The organism is Lysinibacillus telephonicus, assembly GCF_003966145.1.
GTDB lineage: Bacteria > Bacillota > Bacilli > Bacillales_A > Planococcaceae > Ureibacillus > Ureibacillus telephonicus.
Genome location: NZ_RXNR01000040.1, coordinates 1 through 21,776 on the forward strand (window position 1 = coordinate 1; position 21,776 = coordinate 21,776).

General features: G+C 36.2%; 19 protein-coding genes. 17 read left to right on the plus strand and 2 right to left on the minus strand.

What is annotated here, in order from left to right; genetic code table 11:
* Positions 1–572 precede the first annotated feature (572 nt).
* From EKG35_RS13460 to EKG35_RS13480, 5 genes are all read left to right on the plus strand, one after another.
* Positions 573–2,756, plus strand: coding sequence for an AHH domain-containing protein (locus EKG35_RS13460; protein WP_126295047.1), 2,184 nt, complete (start codon positions 573–575; stop codon positions 2,754–2,756).
* On the plus strand, positions 2,746–3,342 hold the full coding sequence (locus EKG35_RS13465) for an imm11 family protein (protein WP_126295049.1): 597 nt from the start codon (positions 2,746–2,748) through the stop codon (positions 3,340–3,342). The genes EKG35_RS13460 and EKG35_RS13465 overlap by 11 nt, the downstream gene beginning before the upstream one ends.
* A gap of 211 nt (positions 3,343–3,553) precedes the next feature.
* Entirely contained in the window at positions 3,554–4,840 is a 1,287-nt protein-coding gene (locus EKG35_RS13470) for a GH-E family nuclease (RefSeq protein ID WP_484177324.1), read from the plus strand.
* The gene (locus tag EKG35_RS13475; protein WP_126295053.1) at positions 4,837–5,277 is read left to right on the plus strand and encodes an ankyrin repeat domain-containing protein; all 441 of its coding nucleotides are present in this window, start codon (positions 4,837–4,839) and stop codon (positions 5,275–5,277) included. Before EKG35_RS13470 ends, EKG35_RS13475 begins: the two co-directional genes overlap by 4 nt.
* Before the next feature lie 397 nt (positions 5,278–5,674).
* On the plus strand, positions 5,675–6,865 hold the full coding sequence (locus EKG35_RS13480) for an RHS repeat domain-containing protein (protein WP_185807759.1): 1,191 nt from the start codon (positions 5,675–5,677) through the stop codon (positions 6,863–6,865).
* A 177-nt stretch (positions 6,866–7,042) separates the two neighbouring features.
* Here the strand turns inward: EKG35_RS13480 and EKG35_RS13485 are convergent, their stop codons facing one another.
* Complete coding sequence (locus EKG35_RS13485; protein ID WP_126295057.1) at positions 7,043–7,816, minus strand: DUF1266 domain-containing protein; 774 nt, start codon at positions 7,814–7,816, stop codon at positions 7,043–7,045.
* 807 nt (positions 7,817–8,623) lie between these two features.
* On the opposite strand from EKG35_RS13485, the gene EKG35_RS13490 reads away from it, so the two are divergent.
* Positions 8,624–8,962 carry a DUF3221 domain-containing protein gene (locus EKG35_RS13490; RefSeq protein ID WP_126295059.1) on the plus strand — a complete coding sequence of 113 codons (339 nt, stop codon included), beginning with the start codon at positions 8,624–8,626 and terminating at the stop codon, positions 8,960–8,962.
* A gap of 248 nt (positions 8,963–9,210) precedes the next feature.
* Positions 9,211–10,245, plus strand: a complete 1,035-nt coding sequence (locus EKG35_RS13495; RefSeq protein ID WP_126295061.1) for a trypsin-like serine peptidase — start codon at positions 9,211–9,213, stop codon at positions 10,243–10,245.
* Between the two features lie 283 nt (positions 10,246–10,528).
* Here the strand turns inward: EKG35_RS13495 and EKG35_RS13500 are convergent, their stop codons facing one another.
* The gene (locus EKG35_RS13500; protein ID WP_126295063.1) at positions 10,529–11,140 is read right to left on the minus strand and encodes a hypothetical protein; all 612 of its coding nucleotides are present in this window, start codon (positions 11,138–11,140) and stop codon (positions 10,529–10,531) included.
* Between the two features lie 179 nt (positions 11,141–11,319).
* Between EKG35_RS13500 and nusB the strand changes: the two genes are divergently transcribed.
* The 10 genes from nusB to EKG35_RS13550 all read left to right on the plus strand — a co-directional run bounded on the left by nusB (position 11,320) and on the right by EKG35_RS13550 (position 21,572).
* Positions 11,320–11,703 carry a transcription antitermination factor NusB gene (gene nusB / locus EKG35_RS13505; protein WP_126295064.1) on the plus strand — a complete coding sequence of 128 codons (384 nt, stop codon included), beginning with the start codon at positions 11,320–11,322 and terminating at the stop codon, positions 11,701–11,703.
* Positions 11,704–11,725: 22 nt separating this feature from the next.
* Positions 11,726–12,586, plus strand: a complete 861-nt coding sequence (gene folD, locus EKG35_RS13510) for a bifunctional methylenetetrahydrofolate dehydrogenase/methenyltetrahydrofolate cyclohydrolase FolD (protein ID WP_126295066.1) — start codon at positions 11,726–11,728, stop codon at positions 12,584–12,586.
* A gap of 134 nt (positions 12,587–12,720) precedes the next feature.
* Complete coding sequence (xseA, locus tag EKG35_RS13515; protein WP_126295068.1) at positions 12,721–14,070, plus strand: exodeoxyribonuclease VII large subunit; 1,350 nt, start codon at positions 12,721–12,723, stop codon at positions 14,068–14,070.
* Positions 14,071–14,073: 3 nt separating this feature from the next.
* A complete protein-coding gene (locus EKG35_RS13520) occupies positions 14,074–14,304 on the plus strand; it encodes an exodeoxyribonuclease VII small subunit (RefSeq protein WP_126295069.1) in 231 nt (76 codons plus the stop codon).
* 2 nt (positions 14,305–14,306) lie between these two features.
* Positions 14,307–15,191, plus strand: a complete 885-nt coding sequence (locus EKG35_RS13525) for a polyprenyl synthetase family protein (RefSeq protein WP_126295071.1) — start codon at positions 14,307–14,309, stop codon at positions 15,189–15,191.
* Positions 15,192–15,414: 223 nt separating this feature from the next.
* Positions 15,415–17,319 (plus strand): 1-deoxy-D-xylulose-5-phosphate synthase, encoded by a 1,905-nt coding sequence (gene dxs, locus EKG35_RS13530; protein WP_126295073.1) that lies wholly within the window; start codon positions 15,415–15,417, stop codon positions 17,317–17,319.
* On the plus strand, positions 17,316–18,134 hold the full coding sequence (locus EKG35_RS13535; protein ID WP_126295074.1) for a TlyA family RNA methyltransferase: 819 nt from the start codon (positions 17,316–17,318) through the stop codon (positions 18,132–18,134). Before dxs ends, EKG35_RS13535 begins: the two co-directional genes overlap by 4 nt.
* 122 nt (positions 18,135–18,256) lie before the next feature.
* Positions 18,257–18,706: a transcriptional regulator AhrC/ArgR gene (gene ahrC / locus EKG35_RS13540; protein ID WP_126295075.1), complete on the plus strand. Its 450-nt coding sequence runs from the start codon at positions 18,257–18,259 to the stop codon at positions 18,704–18,706.
* Between the two features lie 13 nt (positions 18,707–18,719).
* A complete protein-coding gene (gene recN / locus EKG35_RS13545) occupies positions 18,720–20,423 on the plus strand; it encodes a DNA repair protein RecN (RefSeq protein WP_126295076.1) in 1,704 nt (567 codons plus the stop codon).
* Between the two features lie 198 nt (positions 20,424–20,621).
* Positions 20,622–21,572, plus strand: coding sequence for a SpoIVB peptidase S55 domain-containing protein (locus tag EKG35_RS13550; RefSeq protein WP_126295078.1), 951 nt, complete (start codon positions 20,622–20,624; stop codon positions 21,570–21,572).
* The last annotated feature ends 204 nt before the right edge of the window (positions 21,573–21,776 follow it).

The following is a 21,776-nucleotide window of genomic DNA, read 5'->3' on the forward strand; positions in this document are numbered from 1 at the left end:
TCGACACTTTAACAGTAGAGTGACTTGGGGTGGCTGGCAAGTCTATTTTTTTGCACTAAAAAAGTGCTAGACTCTGTACAAATTCGTTGCACTAGTCTGCACTTTTATTATGCAATACACACTTGGATTGATAATTCAAAATTAAAAGGATTAGTCGATTAAACAAGCCTCTATGATATTATGTACACAGGCTTATAATAAGCCATTTAATATACTCCTATATTCTTGTAGCTATAGGAGTAATAAATTCCATAGTATATGGATTTTTTTCTCTTTGCTTTTAATGAAAATGACTGTTACGTTCTGATCGTTGTTTTCTTAATAGAATTGATGAAATTAAGAAGTTGGCACAAGAATCAGGTTATAAAATTCAAGATTCTTTTTGAACTAGTGAGCCTACTGCTAAGGTTAGTAACAGAGGAACTCAAGATTATAGCGTTTCCAAACAACATAGGTATGAAGATGCTATTAGCACTTCTTTACCTATGTTTTTGTGTTTTTAGAGATGAAATTAATGTGTCGTGTATTTAGTGTTTGATCCATAAGCTGATCAATACTTATTTCAACTGACATTGCCAGATGGCACAAGTTCCACATGGGAGTATGACGACCGTGGAAATTGTATTGCGACGACCAATCCGTTAGGAGCCACTGAGAAGTACCGTTATGATTACCTAAATAGGCTTGTCCAAGCAACTCTTTCAGATGGGAACAACGTTCAGTTGCAGTATGATGGCTATGACGATGTGGTTTTTGCGAAAGACAATCATACGCAAGTTTCCTTTGATTACACCATTCTTGGCAGCTTGAAGTCCCGAGAACAAGGCGGGAAGAAAGTTCGATTTGCCTATGATACAGAAGAGCAGTTAATTGCTGTGTTCAACGAAAAAGGCGAAGCGTATCAGTTTGAACGGGATGCGAAAGGGAATATCATCAAGGAAATTGGCTTTGATGATATGACAAGAACGTATGAACGAAGTCTAGCAGGATTGGTTCAGAGAATTAATCGACCTGGTAATCGCTGGACAGCATATCAACATGACAATCTAGGAAATGTCATTCGAGCGGATTATTATGACGATACTTGGGAAACATTTAGCTATGACAAAAATGGTTTATTAATAGAGACTGCCAATGACCATGTATCTGTAAAGCTAGAGCGAGACGTATCTGGTCAAGTGATCAAAGAGTGGCAAAATGACCATTGGATTGAGAGTAGCTATGATGAACTAGGCAACCGTTCTCAAATTACGAGTAGCCTTGGCGCAAACATTACAGTCGCTCGTAATGAAATGGGCAATGTCATGCAAATGACCGCTTCTCACTCCGACCAAGCCCAGTGGACAGCCTCCATGCAGTACAATGAGCTAGGCCAAGAGATTGAGAGAATCCTACCTGGAGATGTTATCAGTAAATGGCAATATGATATTTCAGGTAGACCAACACACCATCTAGTAAAGAGTCAAAATCGCGATACTCGTAGACGCGTATATAACTGGGATGTCAATCATCGATTACGCAGTATGGTCAACGAGTTAACCGGTATCAAAGTCACTTACGGTTACGACGAATTTAGTAACCTAGTGTGGTCTAATCAGGGTGGTCAATTTGATTTCTTATACCGCAGCGTCGACGATGTCGGCAATTTGTATGAAACAAGGGAAAAAACAGATCGTGTCTACGGTGCCGGAAGCAGATTGCTAGAAACGAAAGATGCCAAATTCTTTTATGACGAAGAAGGAAATCTCGTTGAGAAAGTCGAAAAGAATGGTGATACGTGGAAGTACGAGTACTATGGCAATGGCATGATGTCAAAAGTCATCCGACCAGACAAGACAGAAATTACTTTCAAGTATGACTCACTAGGTAGGCGAATAGAGAAGAGTTCTGAAGAGAAGACAATAGGATTCATGTGGGATGGGAATACGATTCTACATGAGTTTGATTCGCAAAATGATTCGGCTGAACCAGATAGTGATAACCTAGTCACATGGGTGTTTAATGATGGCTTTGTCCCTTCAGCTAAAATTACGAGTGAAGGTAATTACAGTATTATTAGTGATTATCTTGGAACACCTGTTGAAGCATATGATGAAGATGGTAATAGGGTTTGGTCCGCTGAGCTTGATGTATATGGACGAGTGAAAGAATTTACAGGCGAGAAAGACTTTATTCCATTCCGTTATCAAGGGCAGTATGAAGATGTAGAAATAGGATTGTATTATAACCGATTCCGATACTATTCTCCAAGTGATGGAATGTACACACAGATTGATCCAATTGGACTTTCTGGTGGTAATCCTTCGCTTTATGGTTATGTATATAATCCAACTATTGAAACAGATCCATTTGGGCTAGCGTTTGGTAAGTCAATGCCAGCAAGTGGGTGGAGTTATGGAAATATGCCTAAGCCTAAAGGATATCAATTACATCATATTATTCCGAAATCATTATATGATGGAGCAAATCCTCATGAAATTTTTAAATTAAGTGGATATGATGTAAATAATATACGTAATACGATATATCTACCTACTAGTAGAGATTATCATTCGACTAGAAGTGTCCATAGAGGATATAATAACCATCATAAAGCTTATAATGAATTTATGCGTGCGGAGTTAGATAAATTAGTACAATTAGGTCAATCAGGCGAATGGACTTCTAAGCAATACCACGAAGCTATGCAAGATATAATAAATAGGGAAAGAAAAAATCTTAGGACTGGCAAAACCAGACTACATTGTGAAGGATGAGTATAAGATGAGTTATTTCAGATTGTTAGCTTCTTACAAACGAGATGTATATTTCTTTTATTCTGATGAAAACAAGTATAATAGATTTGATTTGGAAAAAGGAATACCTTATTCTCAGAGTGAAAAACTTTTATACGTGGTAGATAGGTTCGATCCATATCTAGAACAGTATGATATCTTACCAACAGTCGGTGGCAAATTAGTAAGTTTAAAGTTAAAAAGGCTAATAGAAAGATTAGGTTCAGATTGTGAGTTTATTCCTGCAATTATAAAATCTACAGAAACCGGAGAAATAAATGATTCATACTTTGTAATGAATGTTTTAAATCTAATTCCTTGTTTAGATCATAGTAGATCAGACTATGAACCACTAGTTAAATCCATACCTGATGGGCCAATTAGTTTAAATTTTATTGCTCTTATTCCAGGATCCCTTAATGGATATCATATAGTAAGAATGAAAGAATCAAAAGAAGAGATTGTTGTAGATGAAGTTTTCGTGGATGCTTGCAGAAAAGAAAAAATTAAAGGTGTTCTATTAGTTAAAGAAGGAAATGTACGTAGTCCGGAATTTGTTGATTTATAATACTGAATTGGAAGTAGAAAGATAGTGATACTAAAAGGGACACTTAGTACTGTCCCGCACCCCTAAAGTTAGAGTCAATAATTCTAACTTTAGGGTGTTTTTTTTATATGGTGAAATACAATGAATAACTCAAAATAAATGTGGTGAAAGAATATTAAAGGTCCTTTAAGTTAGCAATTATTACCGAAGAATATGATTACCAGGAGATGTCATTAGTAAATGGCAGTATGATATCACAGGTAGACCAACACATCATCGAGTAAGTAGCCAAAATCGCGATACACGAAGACGCGTTTATAATTGGGATGTTAATCACCGATTACACAGCATGGTTAACGAGTTAACAGGTGTAAAAGTGACTTATGGTTACGATGAATTTAGGAACCTCGTCTGGTCTAATCAGGGTGGTCAATTTGATTTCTTATACCGCAGTGTGGACGATGTTGGGAATTTGTATGAAACGCGGGAAAAAACAGATCGCGTCTATGGTGCTGGAAGCAGATTGCTAGAAACGAAAGATGCAAAATTTCCCTATGATGAAGAAGGAAATCTAGTAGAGAAAGTCGAAACCAATGGTGATACGTGGAAGTACGAGTATTATGGCAATGGGATGATGTCGAGGGTCATCAAGCCAGATAAGTTGGAAGTAACTTTCAAGTATGACACTCTGGGTAGGCGGATAGAGAAGAGTTCTGACGAAAAAATCAAGAGATTCGTGTGGGATGGGAATACGATTCTGCATGAGTTTGATTCGCAGAATGATCCGGCTGAACCTAATCTAGTCACATGGGTATTTAATGATGGCTTTGTCCCTTCAGCTAAAATCACAAGTGAAGGCCATTATAGCATTATTAGTGATTATCTAGGAACTCCTGTCGAAGCTTATGATGATGAGGGGAATAGAATTTGGTCAGCCGAGATTGATGTTTATGGTCGAGTGAAAGAATTTACAGGCGAGAAAGATTTCATTCCATTTAGGTATCAGGGACAGTATGAAGATGTGGAAATTGGATTGTATTATAACCGATTCCGATACTATGACCCAGAACAGGGGAATTATACACAGATTGACCCGATTGGGCTTGCGGGGAATAATCCTACGTTGTATGGGTACGTAAGCGATCCATTATTTGAAGTTGATGTATTTGGTTTATTAAGACGACCTTATATTAGAAAATCTACTAGAATGGCAATTGAAAAGAAAGCAAAAATAAAAAATGGCCGTTTTTTAGATAGCAATGAGGGTACACCTATACCTGGTGGAAGACGACGAAGTTATAGTATTGCAGATGGATTGTATGATATCGGTCATAAACCAGGTCATGAGCACTGGCGTGAAGTTGCGAAAGCCGAAGCTGAAGGTTTAACGCAAAAAGAATTTAATGATAGAATGAATAACCCTGATTTGTACCACATTGAGGACCCAGTGTTAAATCAATCTCACAAGAATGAGGATAAATCAGGTAAACCGTGTAGGGGAGGAAAGAAGAGAAGATGAATAAATTCGATGATACGCAGTTGTATAAATTAATAAATGAATCAAACTTAGAAAATATCAATGATTTTTTACAAAAATATGGTTTAGATAGTGTCGATAGGGATGGCCGTACGTTTTTGATGTCCGCAATCGTTGAAGGAAAGGACGATATTGTTATTTATCTTGTAAATAAAGGATGTAATGTTAATGCTAAAGATAAATTTGGATTAACCGCACTACATTTTGCAGCTATTTATGACAGATGTAATATTGCAAAGGTTCTTATATCGAATGGCGCTGAAATTGATGCAGTAGATAACATAGGTAATACTCCATTATGGAGAGCGATAATGGAGAATAGTAGTGAAACACCAACGATTAGATATTTATTAGAGAATGGAGCAGATCTCAATAAGGCAAATAACCGTGGGATAACACCAAAAGATTTACTTGAATAGTGTAGTCTACATCCGATTTTGTATTATTAACTGGATGATATTTGTAATATTATAATTTTATTTCCAAAACATATGTGAAGTAAATAAGCTCTACTTTACATATGTTTTTAGTTAGGAATTGTAGTAGGTATATTTATTTACTTAATCTTCCGCTAGAACAGGGTTAATGAAAGTGTTAATTATAGATATTAAGTGCAATATATAGATGGAGAAGTAGTATTTTTTAAATTTAGGGTTAAACTTATAAATATGTAAAGAGGAGTCTTTAAGCCCTTTCTTTACATATTTTTTTGCGTTAGAAATGGAATTGTTCTTCATTGTATATAAAACGCTAATTAAGTGATTAGTACTGCATGGTCTTACACGTGCAAAGCTATCAGATGGCAACGACGTACAATTGCAGTATGATGGCTATGATGATGTTGTTTTTGCGAAAGACAACCATACCCAAGTATCCTTTGATTATACGATTCTTGGTAGCCTTACATCCCGAGAACAAGGTGGGAAGAAAGTCCGATTCGCCTATGATACAGAAGAGCAGTTAACCGCTGTGTTCAACGAAAAAGGCGAAGCGTATCGGTTTGAACGGGATGCAAAAGGCAATATCATTAAAGAAATCGGCTTTGATGAGATGGAGAAAACGTATGAACGAAGTCTAGCAGGCTTGGTTCAGAGAATTCAACGTCCAGGCAATCGCTGGACAGCCTACCAACATGACAATCTAGGAAATGTCATTCGAGCGTATTATTATGACGATACATGGGAAACATTTACTTATGACAAAAATGGTTTGTTAAAAGAGACGGCAAACGACCATGTGACCGTCAAGCTCGAGCGTGACGTATCCGGTCAAGTGATCAAAGAGTGGCAAAACGACCATTGGATTGAAAGTAGCTACGATGAACTAGGCAACCGTTCTCAAATTACGAGTAGCCTTGGCGCAAACATTACAGTCGCTCGTAATGAAATGGGCAATGTCATGCAAATGACCGCTTCTCACTCTGATCAAAACCAGTGGAATGCTTCTATGCAGTACAATGAACTAGGTCAGGAGATTGAAAGAATCTTACCGGGCGATGTCATTAGTAAATGGCAATATGATATCACCGGCAGACCCACACACCATCGAGTAAAAAGTCAAAACCGTGATACGCGAAGACGCGTGTATAACTGGGATGTCAATCACCGCCTCCGCAGCATGGTCAACGAACTAACCGGAGTAAAAGTCACTTACGGTTACGACGAATTTAGCAACCTAGTGTGGGCCAACCAAGACAGTCAATTCGATTTCCTTTACCGAAGTGTAGACGATGTCGGCAATCTATATGAAACACGTGAGAAATCAGATCGCGTATACGGCCCAGGCAGTAGACTACTAGAAACAAAAGATGCGAAATTCTCCTATGATGAAGAAGGAAATCTAGTAGAGAAAGTCGAAAACAATGGTGATACGTGGAATTATGAGTTTTATAGGAATGGCATGATGTCAAATTCACTCGTCAAGACAAGACAGAAGTTTACTGAGTTTGACTCACTAGGTAGACTAATAAAGAAGAGTTCAAACGAAAATAACGGTAGACTATCTTAAATGATGGGAAAGGGATACCTAAGAAATAACGGAATTATGTGGGAGAACAATATCATAAGTAAAGGCGAAAAATTGGGAGAACAGGGCAAGAGGTCTGTGAGAATAGGTAATCTAGCCCAATGGTTGGTGGCTCTTATGTATAGCAGGGCAGCAAACTCTCTCAGACCTTGTCCAATCCTAAATTACTTGGCTTTTTGTTTTGGATCGTTTAATGCTAAATTCATTCCAGATTGAGTCCTTTTCATTCAGCAGTTTTTGTCCATTCCAAAGTATATCGTAAATGTCACCCTCGTAAGCAATGGCTCGGCCAAATGCAAATGAAATAAAATAGTCCTTCCAGGATTCGAACAATTGGCTAGCAGCATCAGCAGCTCTCTCTATATAGCCCCATGCCTGTTCTTCAGTTAGATAACCAAGTATGTAGCTCCATCTTGCAATATTTACAGCTCGGTCAAAATCCCAGGCAGCGATGGTGTCTATCTGATCAAAATCGGACGTCGTAAAGGAAAGCTTTTTCATTATTACTTCTTGGGCTGTTTCATAACATTCCTGCGATTTCCCAACTTCATCCTCCGTAAAAGTTTGGCCAGCTTTTAACGCTATAAGAAGCTGATCATATCTCGTACGATGCCCTTCCGTAAGTAGCCATTCCAGGGTTTGTACAGCCTCCTCCGTATTACTAACGTCCCAGGATGCAGAAAGCCCTTCCTTCAAAGTCTCATAATCTACCTTCACTGCAAGTATGCGTGGCGACTCAGAGCGGTAAAGAGAGAGATTGGCACCGTAGGCAAGTAAATGCTGTTTCTCCTTCGGCAAAGTGTTAGCCATTTCCATTTCTTCTCGTAATTTTTTATTCTTTTTCTCAATTCGTTTGCTTGCTGTAATCAAACCTATGATAAGTAAAATTACAATTGCCGCAATAATTCCTACAATAATTAGTAAAGTCTTCAAACCATCACGTCCCTCTCGATGTTATTCTTTGGCTCAGTTAAATGGCCATGTTTTTTAGTATTAACTTTTTCTTACATTTTGTATGTCATTATAACACAAAAATTGGTAGGAAAAACCAATATTTTACATAATGTACACTTTTTTGGAATGTTGTTACACACATATGACTTTATAAATGAAAAAGAAATAATAAAGTGCCAGTCCATTTTATTTGTAGGCTGACACCGTTAGTTTAAGTTGGATATTTGTTGCATGATGTTATTTTTTAACAGATAATTTAAAAATATAGGGCAGTATAACAGTGGTTTTTCTAGAGAATGTAAATAGCTTATTAGCTGAGGAACTATCGCCTAATTCGGTTTATCGGCATCTTATAATGGATATTCCCGATTTCTTTTAAACACTTAAAAGAGTACTTCCGGACAATGCCTATGACGATATTGTTTTGCGAAAGACACTGGATACGCAAGATTCCTTTGATTACACCATTCTTGGCAGCCTTAACGTCTCTTGCAAGTCAGGACTGATGTTGTCGGCATGGTACCAGATATGAGGATTGCGACCAGTGTAGTCAATGCAGGTTTACTATTTATATCGCTAGCAGTTAAAGGAATAAAAGGAATTTAGTACTGAACTTTTGCACATTATGAAAAATGACCTTAATTATACAATAAACATGATGTACTATTAAACTAGTCTGAAATTAATAGAGGGAAATTTATTATAGGAGTAATTATATATGAAGAAAAAACTTAAAAGTTATTTTAAAAGCCTGCCTTTATGAAATAAAAAAACGGAGGTAAATTGATGGGGATAGTTAAGGTTACAAAATCACTATTTAATCCAAAGTTAGTGATTATAGTGTTATTGTGTTGCTTATTAGTTGCTTGTAAATCAGGAAGCGGCGATAAAGAAGTGAAAGCTACATTTATCGGGACAATTGAAGAATTATCTAGTAATGGTGCGCTTGTTAATGTTGAAGAATCAACAGGAACGAAATTATCTGGCACTGTGTCTATAGATATTCCTGAAAACACTAATGAAACATTTAGTATTGGTGATAAGATAGAAGTTGGATATAATGGCGAAGTTATGGAAAGTGCTCCAGGCCAAGTTATTACTATAACCGTAGAAAAAATAGAATAAAATATACAAGGAACCTTTTTATAAAGAGGATGAAGAACTGTATTTACGAGTTTTAAACCTGATTATTTGGTATGTACCTCCATTTAAAGGTGAATGTATTTCATAGAAATTCTGTCATCATCTCGGATGATTTTTCAAAGTTAACATGTTAAACAACACGCAGGAAGTGAATGAGATTTCAAGATTTATATAACTTACATTTATATGTGAAGAAATATTTATGTATTTGAAAGAACGGAGTAGAAATAATGCTAAACAAAAAAGGATTTATATTCTTTCTAAGTTTTTCAATAATAATAGGTAGTTTATTTATTTCGAATAAGAGTAATGCGGAATCTTTGGAAAAAGATACACCAGTTTCTAATAACGAAAATTTAGACCTATTACTTCCTACTACTAGCTTAATAACTAAAAATTCCCTTGAAGTAAAATCAATTATTCCGAAAGAATCAAAAGTTTATAATATTTCATCAGATTTTAATGAAACAGTAAATGATGAGGTATTAGAAGATGAATTAACATATGAAATAACTTTCTCAGATAATGAAGGGAAGCTTCTGAGTAATAAACAAGAGCAAATAATTTCACCATATGGTCTTATTGCAACAAAAGATAGAAGAGTTCAAAATACAAACACAACTATTCCCCCTTATAATGCCATTTCCTATTTATTTGTTAGGTGGCCAGATGGTAAAGCTTCTCGATGTACAGGCTTTATAATAGATAGAGATTCAGTATTAACAGCAGGACATTGTGTATATAGTAAAGGGAATGGTGGATGGGCAACTGGGATAACAGTTAGACCTGGTGCTAATGGCTCAAACAATTTCCCGTATGGTGCATTTGAATCAGAAAATCTTTATTCTGTAACAGGTTGGACGGAATATTCAGATAGAAATTACGATTATGCTGTTATTAATATATCTGGAACCTTTCCCTCAACTATTGGTACTTTCGGTTATGGAGTAGCTACTAATTCAAATTTTGGTGGGGAATTCGCAAGGGTTACGGGATATCCGGCTGATAGAGATGATCTCGATGCAAATAAACCATTATATACACAATGGTATCATTCTGGAACAATTAAATTACCCCCGTTAAATTCAAGAGCAGTTTATTATGATGCAGATACAAGTAGAGGTCAAAGCGGATCACCAGTGTATATACCAGGTGAAAACATTGCAAGAGCAATACACACTGCAGAACATAAGAATAATTTAAATCGCGGGACACGAATAACGAAGACCGTTTTTGCTAATATTCAAAATTGGGCTGCACAGTAAAATATTTAATTATATTTAAAGAAGTAAGCCCTATAGGGGGATATGGAAAATGCCTTTTTTGTAAAAATCAAAAGCTAAATACTGGGATCTTGAACATAAATTTGAACCGATGATTGATAAAACAACTAGAGACAATCTTAATAACATGTGGTAAAAACTGTAATGGCAGTACAAGTGTTTAAGTAACATTTTATTCGTATGCGGGAAAAAGAGCATATTCTATTTATTCATTTGAACATGCTGTTGTACCTTTATCCTCGCAGCTACATGTGATTCATTACCTTCACTTACGCATTTGATTAAAAGAATAAATGATGCTTAAACGTTGAATTCCTCTAGTTGAATGAATCGCATTATTTGCATGTTTCTCAAATGCATCAGCGTCATTTTTACTGATAGCTATAGCAGCACGAATAGCCTCTTGCATCCAAGGTTTCGAAGGAGTATTTGAAAGTGCTTCATTTTCTTTTCCCATTTTAGCGAGCACAAGCGCCTTGCTATAACCCATTAAAGGCTCCTTGCCAATTTTATTTGCTTCGTCCAGTGCGAGCTCAAGGTTATCCTTTAAATATTCTTGAATACAACGATAGTAGTGAACAATATGTTGCTGTTTATATTTCTTTAAAATAGCGTCTATTGCTATGATCTGATCTTCTTTTTTTCCAAATCCTTGTGAATATATAAATGCATAGATTGGCTCTTTTTTCTTTTTTATTATAAATTTCTCAACTCTATTTATATTCGTTGTACCATATAAGGTAAACAATACATCACCTATCATTATGAATGATGCAAATATTAAAACAGCGATTGCAATCCAAAATGGCCATTGAAACATTGCAATTAATATGCCAAGAATAAATGCCATTGAATAAAACACAATCCATTTCCACAAAATTACCACCTCGTTTCCATAACCATCATAATGAAATACTAAAACATTAGTCAATATGGTAATAATTGATTTATAAAGCTTCTTCGTTCAAATTTTCACTTGAATTGTTTGAAGCGGTGTAAGAATAGCTAAAATATGTTATTATAAGACTTAATGTTATTAAAGAAGGAGATTTATACATGAAACGACATGACGCACGAGAAAAAGCGGTGCAAGTACTGTTTCAGTTAGATAACACTGATCTAACATTACAAGAAGCGATTGGCCACGTATTAAACGAAGATGAATCCGATCCATTCTTTGAGCAGTTAGTTCACGGTGTTACTGAGAAGCAACAGGAAATTGATGCAGCATTAGAAAAAAACTTGGATAATTGGTCACTGGGACGACTGCCAAAAATAGAAAGAACAGTACTGCGTATTGCAATATACGAGCTACAATATATGCAAGATACCCCTAGCCGTGTCGTATTAAATGAAGCGATTGAGCTAAGTAAAACATTTGGCGATGAAAAATCGAGCAAATTTGTAAATGGCGTATTATCAAAATTCACACAACAATAGTCGTATGAAAGGGAGTAACGAAATGGCAAGTAGCATTATTAACGGAAAAGAAATTGGTCAAGAAATTCGAAAGTCCGTAGCCGAACGAGTAGCACAATTAAAAGAAAAAGGTGTTACGCCAGGCTTAGCTGTGATTTTAGTTGGAGACAATCCGGCGTCTCAAACATATGTAAGAAATAAACAAAAATCATGTGAAGCAATTGGTATTTTCTCTGAACTAGTTAAACTGCCACAGGAAGTTTCAGAACAAGAACTTCTTGAACAAATTCGTTCTTTAAATAATCGCAATGATATTCACGGTATTTTAGTACAATTGCCTTTGCCAAAACATATTGATGAAGATAAAGTAATCGCTACGATTTCACCAGAAAAGGATGTAGATGGATTTTCTCCAGTAAGTGTTGGAAAAATGATGTTAGGTCAAGATACATATCTGCCATGTACTCCATTTGGTGTTATGAAATTACTTGAATATTCAGGAATTGATGTTGCCGGCAAGCATGCAGTAGTAGTTGGGCGCAGCCACATTGTTGGTAAGCCAATGGGACAACTTTTACTTCAAAAAGATGCGACTGTTACATATACACATTCTAAAACACCTGATTTGCCATCCATTACAAAACAAGCAGATATTATAGTTGCAGCTGTAGGGCGTCCTAACTTTATTACAAAAGAACACGTGAAACCTGGAGCTGTTGTAATAGATGTAGGGATCAATCGTGATGAAAATAATAAGTTAATCGGTGATGTGAATTTTGCAGAGGTTGAACCGATTGCCTCACATATTACGCCGGTTCCTGGTGGTGTTGGTCCGATGACAATTACAATGTTGCTTTATAACACAGTTCAATCAGCGGAAAATACATTATTACAGGACAAATAACCTAAAAACATGTAAAATAAAAAAGACAGAAGCTGTTTTTCTGATGAGAAACAGCTTTTATATTGGAACGAAATCGCAATCCTTAAAAGAAATCATACATATTAATTCTAAATTCAATTGAAGGAGTCGTGCTCATGACATCTTCGTATTTAACAGTTAAAGCATTAACGAAATATATAAAACGAAAATTTGATGCAGATCCCCATTTACGTGAGGTATATGTAAAAGGTGAGCTTTCAAATGTGAAAATACATAGTTCAGGGCACATTTACTTTACTTTAAAGGATGATTCGGCCCGTATTACTGCTGCCATGTTTCGAACTCAAGCGAGCAAACTTAAATTTAAGCCAGAAGAAGGCATGATGGTCTATATCCGCGGTGAAGTAAATGTTTATGAAGCATCAGGTATTTATCAGCTTTATGTTCAAACGATGGAGCCTGATGGTGTTGGTGGTTTATATGTTGCTTTTAATCAATTAAAAGAACGATTACAGCAAGAAGGATTATTTAATCCAAACTTTAAACAACCAATTCCAAATTTCCCAAAAACAGTTGGTGTCTTAACGGCCACTACTGGAGCTGCCATTCGAGATATTTGCATTACAATTTCAAGGCGCTATCCATTAGCCGAAATTATTGTATACCCAACGATTGTACAAGGAGAAAATGCTGCGCCTAATATAGTTGAAAATCTTCGTTTAGCGAACAAACAACAGCTTTGTGACGTCCTAATTGTAGGACGCGGAGGCGGATCGATAGAAGATTTATGGGCATTCAACGAAGAAATTGTGGCTAGAGCTATATTTGAAAGTAGAATTCCTATTATAAGTGCAGTTGGACATGAAACAGATACTACAATTGCAGATTTTGTTGCAGATTTACGTGCAGCAACACCAACAGCAGCCGCCGAATTAGCAGTTCCTAATCAGCAGGAGTTGTATCAACGAGTATTGACGAGTAAATCACAGCTTCATCAAATTATAACTGCAAAGTTAACTTTTGAACGTAGTAGATTAAAGAAGCTTCAAAATGCATATCCATTAGCAACACCCGAACGAATTTACCGACCATTTACTGAAAAATTAATTCAGCTGGATATGCAATTAGGGCGCTCATCCCAAATGTACTTAATGAAAAAACAAAATGAATTGCAAAAATTAGATGCTGCAATAAAACGACATTCACCAAAGCAAACAATTCAGTATTATGATAAACAATTAGAACAATCTATCAACTTATTAACTCGTTCCATTTATACTATATTAGAGAAGAAAAAGGATGCCCATCATTCAATCATTAGAACATTGCAGGCACTGAACCCACTGGCGATTATGACAAGGGGATATAGTGTTGCATATAAAGATGGGAAAGTCATCAAGTCCATTTCGCAAGTAACAGAAGGTGAGGAAATTTCAATTCATTTCCACGATGGCCAAGCTCAAGCGAAAATTATGAATACGAAGGACAATGAAGGAGGGGAGTAATGGATGGAAAATAAACAATCATTTGCAGATGCCATGACTGAACTAGAAGAAATAGTCCGCAAGCTAGAACAAGGTGATGTACCTTTAGAAGAAGCGATTGATTTATATAAAAAAGGGATGGAATTATCTCATTTTTGCCATGAAAAATTACAAAGTGCTGAAAAACAGTTAATATCAATTGTGAACGAAAATGGAGAAAAGCAGCCATTTGATCCTACAAACGGAGTGGATTAGTTATGACAAATAATTTAAACCAGTTTATTACTGACAATTTACCAATTATCGAAAGTGAGCTATATTCTTTAGTAGAAAAAATTCAAGCACCCAACCAATTAAAAGAATCAATGTTATATTCATTAAAAGCGGGCGGCAAAAGAATTCGTCCACTTTTTGTAGTAGCAGTTTGTCATTTGTTCCATAATAAACAACATGAAGCATATACTGTTGGGTCTGCAGTCGAGATGATTCATACATATTCACTTATTCATGACGATCTGCCAAGTATGGATAATGATGATTTAAGACGCGGCAAACCTACGAATCATAAAGTGTACGGTGAAGCGTTGGCGACACTTGCAGGGGATGCATTAAATACGTTAAGTTTTGGTGTTCTGGCAAGAATGGACAACGTTTCAGCAGAAAATCGAATAGAATTAATTAATTTATTAAGTATTGCAGCCGGTGCAGAAGGTATGGTTGGTGGACAGGTGTTAGATATCGATGGTGAAAAGCGTTCATTGAATTTACCAGAACTTGAGCATGTTCATATTAATAAAACAGGTGCTATTTTACGCTTTAGCATTGAAGCAGGGGCTGTTTTATCAGGTGCAACTGCTAAAGAACGTGAGGCATTAGTTGAATATGCACATCACATTGGACTTGCATTCCAAATTCAAGACGATATTCTTGATATTGTTGGTACTTCTGAGGAGCTTGGCAAAACTGCTGGCAAGGATGTTGCTAGCCAAAAAAGTACGTACCCAGCATTATTAACTCTTGAAGGAGCAAGGAAAAAGCTTGATGAACATTATCAATTAGCGCTAACTGCACTAGATAGCATTGATAAAGATACATCAATTTTAAAAGACTTTGCTCAATATATAGTGCATCGGCATAATTAATTTTATTTTCATTTAGAAAGAAATAAGTGAACTTTTGTTACAACATAATTTTTGTAGCAACATCTGAGTGACCAACATCTTGCTGACCTAAATACGAGTTCGAAATCCGGAAGCTGGTTAGCCAAGGCGAAATTGATAATATAAAAACTTTTGAATAAGAGTTTTCACTGTTATAATGGTAAAAAGCTATGTTTGAATAATTACATGAAAAGGTGTGTGAGAGATGGATTTAACCAAAATCACTAGTCCATCCTTTTTGAAAAAAATGAATAAAATGGAGTTAGAATCTCTAGCAAGAGAGATTCGCTCTTTTCTTATTGAAAAATGTTCAATAACGGGGGGACATATCGGTCCAAATTTAGGTGTCGTAGAATTGACAATTGCTTTACACAAAGCATTTAATAGTCCAAAAGATAAATTTTTATGGGATGTTGGCCATCAAGCATATGTTCATAAAATTTTAACTGGGCGTGCAAGTCAGTTTGATTCATTGCGTCAATATAAAGGACTTAGCGGTTTCCCAAAGCGTAGTGAAAGTGAGCATGACGAGTGGGAAACTGGCCATAGTTCAACATCTCTATCTGCTGCGATGGGGATGGCCATTGCACGTGATATTAAAAAAGAAAATAATTACGTTGTACCAATTATTGGTGATGGTGCTTTAACAGGTGGAATGGCACTTGAGGCACTTAACCATATTGGACATGAAAAAACAAATATGATCGTCATTTTAAATGACAATGAAATGTCAATCGCGCCTAATGTCGGAGCTCTTCACAATATTCTTGGTCGACTTCGTACAGCGAAGGAGTATTCAAAAGCAAAAGAAGAGCTAGAGTCACTAATGAAAAAAATTCCTGTCCTTGGTGGTAAAGTTGCAAGTACAGCGGAACGAGTAAAAGATAGCTTAAAATACCTAGTTGTCTCCGGCGTATTTTTTGAAGAAATGGGCTTTAAATATTTAGGACCAATTGATGGCCATGATTTTGAAGCATTAGATAAAACATTAGAATATGCTAAAAAAGTGAAGGGTCCTGTCATTGTTCACGTCATTACAAAAAAAGGAAAAGGGTATAAACCAGCGGAGGAAGATACAGTTGGAACATGGCATGGTACAGGTCCATATAAAATGGAAACAGGCGCATTTGTTAAATCAAATGCCAAAGGACCAGCATGGAGCAGCTTAGTTTCAGAATCTGTTCGTAAATTGATGAGGGATGATCAGCGAATAGTTGCTATTACACCAGCTATGCCTGTTGGATCAAAAATGGAAGGAATTCAAAGAGAATTTCCAAACCGCTTCTTTGATGTGGGCATTGCTGAACAACATGCTACAACAATGGCTGCTGGAATTGCAACGCAAGGAATGAAACCTTTCTTAGCAATTTATTCTACGTTTTTACAAAGAGCGTATGACCAGGTGTTGCATGATATAGCACGGCAAAATTTAAATGTTTTTATTGGAATAGATCGTGCTGGGCTTGTTGGAGCTGATGGGGAAACACATCAAGGGGTTTTTGATATTGCCTTCTTGAGACATATTCCAAATATTGTTTTAATGATGCCTAAAGATGAAAATGAAGGTCAGCATATGGTCAAAACAGCAATTGAATATAATGACGGTCCAATCGCTTTACGCTACCCTCGCGGAAACGGATACGGCGTCCCAATGGATGAAGAAATGAAAACGATTCCGATTGGTTCTTGGGAAGTTTTACGAGAAGGGCAAGATGCAGCTATTCTAACATTTGGCACAACGATTCCAATGGCATTAGAGGCTGCAGAGGAGCTTTCTGAGAAGGGCATAAATGTAAAAGTAGTAAATGCCCGTTTTATAAAACCACTTGATGAGGCTATGCTGCATGATTTAATGTCCAAAAAGATGCCTATCTTAACGATTGAAGAAGGTGTATTGCAAGGCGGTTTTGGCAGTGCTGTTCTTGAATTTGCAACGGATAATGACTATCGTGATATCGAAATTGACCGCATCGGAATTCCGGACCAATTCGTTGAACAGGGTAGTGTGGATTTACTTTTAGAGGAAGTTCATATTACAAAAGATGAAACGGTTGCCCGTATTGAACAGATGCTAAAGAGTAACAAAACAATAGGAACTAAGATGGTATGACAAAACAAATAAAGGAAAGAGTGGATATTTTACTTGTAGAGAGAGGGTTGTGTGAAACTCGTGAAAAAGCTAAGCGTTCCATCATGGCTGGACTTGTTTTTTCAAATGAAACGCGCATCGATAAGGCTGGGGAGAAAATCCCTGTTGATGCCCCTCTACAAGTAAAAGGCTCACAACTTAAATACGTAAGCCGCGGTGGATTAAAACTTGAAAAGGCTTTAGAAGTATTTGATATGTCAGTGGAAGGAAAGCTAATGCTGGATATCGGATCTTCAACAGGAGGCTTTACTGATTGTGCGCTGCAAAATGGTGCAAAACATTGTTATGCACTTGATGTAGGCTCCAATCAACTTGCATGGAAAATTCGCTCGGACGAACGTGTAACAGTAATGGAAAAAACAAATTTCAGATATTCAAAGCCTGAAGATTTCACTGCCGGCTTGCCTGAATTTGCTACAATCGATGTCTCCTTTATTTCGTTATCGCTTATTTTGCCTGTATTAAAAACAATTTTAATACCTGGTGGAGATGTCATGGCATTAGTGAAGCCACAATTTGAAGCCGGCAAGGAAAATGTAGGGAAAAAAGGGATTGTTAGAGATCCAAAAATACATCTTGAGGTACTCGAAGAAACGGCGAAAATGGCTACTGATATTGGGTTTGTCGTAAAAGATGCATCCTATTCACCAATTACAGGTGGAGAAGGCAATATCGAATTTTTATTCCATCTAGTAAACCCTAAAGAAGGTCAGGAAATTGAGCCGTTTACAAATTTTAAAGGTGTAGTTGATACAGCTCATAGTGAGTTGAAATAGTGAATTGTAATATTCCATGTATAAGAGGATGTGGCAAATTACGTCATATCCTCTTTCTCTTGTGGTTTTTACTTTGAAATGTTAGTATAAATATACATATATATTCATAAGAGGTGACGGAAATGAATAAAGGTCAACGCCATATGCGCATTCGTGAAATCATATCAAATAATGAAATCGAAACACAGGATGATTTAGTTAATCGACTTAAGCAAGCAGGTTATAATGTAACGCAGGCAACAGTTTCTCGAGATATTAAGGAATTGCATTTAGTAAAAGTTCCTCTTCAAGATGGCCGCTATAAATATAGCTTGCCAGCAGATCAACGATTTAATCCGCTGCAAAAACTACAAAGAGCGTTGTCAGATTCATTTGTCAGCATTGACGGAGTTTCGCATTTCTTAATGTTAAAATCATTGCCTGGTAATGGTAATGCGATTGCAGTACTACTAGACCATTTAGAATGGAAGGAAATATTAGGAACACTATCAGGTGATGATACAATCTTAATCATTTGTCGTAGAGAAGAAGATCGTGAAGTTGTAAAAAATCGATTACTAGATTTACTTTAAGAGGTGGATATTTTTGTTAAAAGAGCTTAGTATTCGTAACTTTGCAATAATTGACGACTTAACTGTAAATTTTTCTGAAGGTCTGACAGTGTTAACGGGAGAAACTGGTGCGGGAAAATCTATTATTATCGATGCTGTTCATCTTCTTGCTGGTGGACGAGCATCACATGAGTTTATACGACATGGTGCTACAAAGGCCGAATTGACAGGGCTGTTTTTAATTGCGAATGAACAACACCCTATTTACCCCAAGCTAGAAGAAGCGGGCATTGAGAGTGAAGAAGGAACAATTATCTTACGCAGAGATATAAATGAAAAAGGAAAAAGCGTTTGTCGTATAAATGGAAAATTAGTGCCTTTATCAATTTTGCGCGATATTGGTTCTACATTAATTGATATTCATGGTCAGCATGAGAGCCAAGAGCTAATGGATGAAAGACAGCATATTCATTTACTGGATTACTTTGCTGCTAATGAGATAAAAGTTGTGAAAGAAGAGTATGTGCAGTGCTACCAAGCTTATCGTGACTTTAAACGCGAAGTAGCAGAATTAAACATGGATGAGCAGCGTATTGCCCAGCGCATAGATTTATATCAATTCCAAATTAATGAACTTGAAGAAGCAAATCTTAAAATTGGTGAAGAAGATGCACTGCTCGATGAACGTCGCCGTCTATTAAACTTCCATAAAATATTTGAACGGGCAAATTTGGCATATGAAGCAATTTCAGGTGATTTAAAAAGTCTTGATCATTTAGGAAATGCGATGAATGCACTAGAAGATATTGTCGAGCTTGATGAACAATTTAAAGAATCTGCTGAATTGGTCGCAACATCATTTTACGCATTACAGGACGCTTCCCATCAAATTAAAAATGTGTTGGACGAGCTTGAATTCGAGCCTGACCGTTTAAATGAAGTAGAGCAAAGGTTGGCGCAATACCAGTCAATGAAACGTAAATATGGCACGACTGTTGAGGAGATACTGGATTATTTCGAAAAAATAAAAGAAGAAATTATTCTTTTGCAAAACCGCGATGAAATCATTCAAAATAACGAGAAAAAGCTTGTAGAAATGGAGGAAACACTCCATAAGCTTGCTCTGAAATTAACAAAAATTAGAAAACAATGCTCTTTAAAATTAAGTGAAGCAATTATGAATCAGCTTCGTGATTTACATATGGAAAAAGCAAAATTTATCGTAAATTTTGAATCCTTACATAGTTTTGATATGAATGGGAAAGACTATGTATCATTCTATATATCAACAAATGTTGGCGAACCGCCTAAATCATTACCGAAAATTGCCTCTGGCGGAGAATTATCTCGAATTATGCTTGCATTAAAAACCATTTTCTCGTCTTCTAACGGTGTAACGTCCATTATTTTTGACGAAGTAGATACTGGAGTTAGTGGACGGGTAGCTCAAGCTATTGCCGAAAAAATTGCTGCAATTTCCATTCAGTCTCAAGTGCTCTGTATATCTCACTTGCCACAAGTTGCTGCTATGGCAGATCAACATTATTTAATCCGAAAACAAGTAGAACAAAACCGTACGTACACAACAGTCTCTAATATAGATGCAGCTGCTCGAATTGAAGAGGTAAGTAGAATGATGAGTGGATCTGAAATTACTGATTTGACCCTACAGCATGCATCAGAGTTGCTTAAATTAGCAGACATACGAAAACAAGAAATGAAAAACATTTTAATTTAGTGTAATCATTTCAAAAAAATTAATGAGACAATAAATTAATTTTTCTGTTTCGCTTATTAAAGAGAGCAGTCTCGAATATCGAGACTGCTTCTTTATCCATATTTTTGTAATGTGAAACTCCTGACGACAAATATTTACCTCTCATTAATGATGTACAACTGACACATAGTAAATGTACAAATCTTAAGGAGGTGGACTATGAAATGCCATTTGCGTAATCTGTTAACTTTGGTTTTACTTACTGTTTTTATTTTATCGCCAAGCCTTTATGCATCGGCGAAAAAATTAATACCGATGGGTGAATCAATAGGTATACAGTTGCAATTGCCATTTGTATACGTTGCACATGATGTTTTACTGCCGAATGGACAGTGGCTAAAAAAAGGTGATGTAATAACAAAAGTGAACGGATTACCTGTCACATCCATTGAAAAATTAAAACAACATTTCACTACAAATGATTTAACAATCTCGGTAAAACAAAAAACGCAACAGCAACGTGATATTTCATTGACCAATGAACAGGCAAATAATATTTTGCCGTTTATAAAAGATGAGACAGATGGCATAGGTACATTAACTTTTATAGATCCAGAATCGAAACAATATGGTGCATTAGGTCATCAAATAATTGATGGTGTACTAAAGGAGCCGCCAAGTTTTACTGATGGATCAATTTTTTTAGCCTCCATAGAACAAATTAAGAAAAGTAAACCAGGAAATCCAGGGTATAAAATCTCTGTTATTGAAAATAACAACATCCGACTAGGGAATGTTAAGTCTAATGATTTATACGGAATTTTTGGCAATTGGGAAAGTGATTTAAAACAAAGCATGCGCAAGCCAATCGAAATTATGCATGAGGAAGAAATTGAGCTTGGACAAGCTGAGCTATATACAGCAATAGAAGGTTCCAAAGTAGAAGCATTTGCAATTGATATTGTAAAAATCGAGGATAACTTTTTGCAATTTATTGTGACGGATAAAGAGCTGTTGCAAAAAACCGGTGGAATTTTGCAAGGAATGAGCGGTAGTCCTGTTATTCAAAAAGGGAAATTCGTTGGAGCGGTTACTCATATGTTTGTTGAACAACCATCAAGAGGTGCAGCCATTACCGTAAATGAAATGTTAAAGAAAGAACCGAAATAAGGAGAAGGGGGTCGTCTTAAAAATTAAAGACAACCCCATTCCTTCTTTTTTTTATGAAAATAAATTATAATAAATTATACCAGAACTGGAATAATGAAAAATATGTCGATAAACGATGAAACTCTAATACTACATAATTATTTTTTTTTTATGAAAAGGTTTTTTTAAAGCAATGTCGAAAATAAACTTGTCAAGTATGTAAAA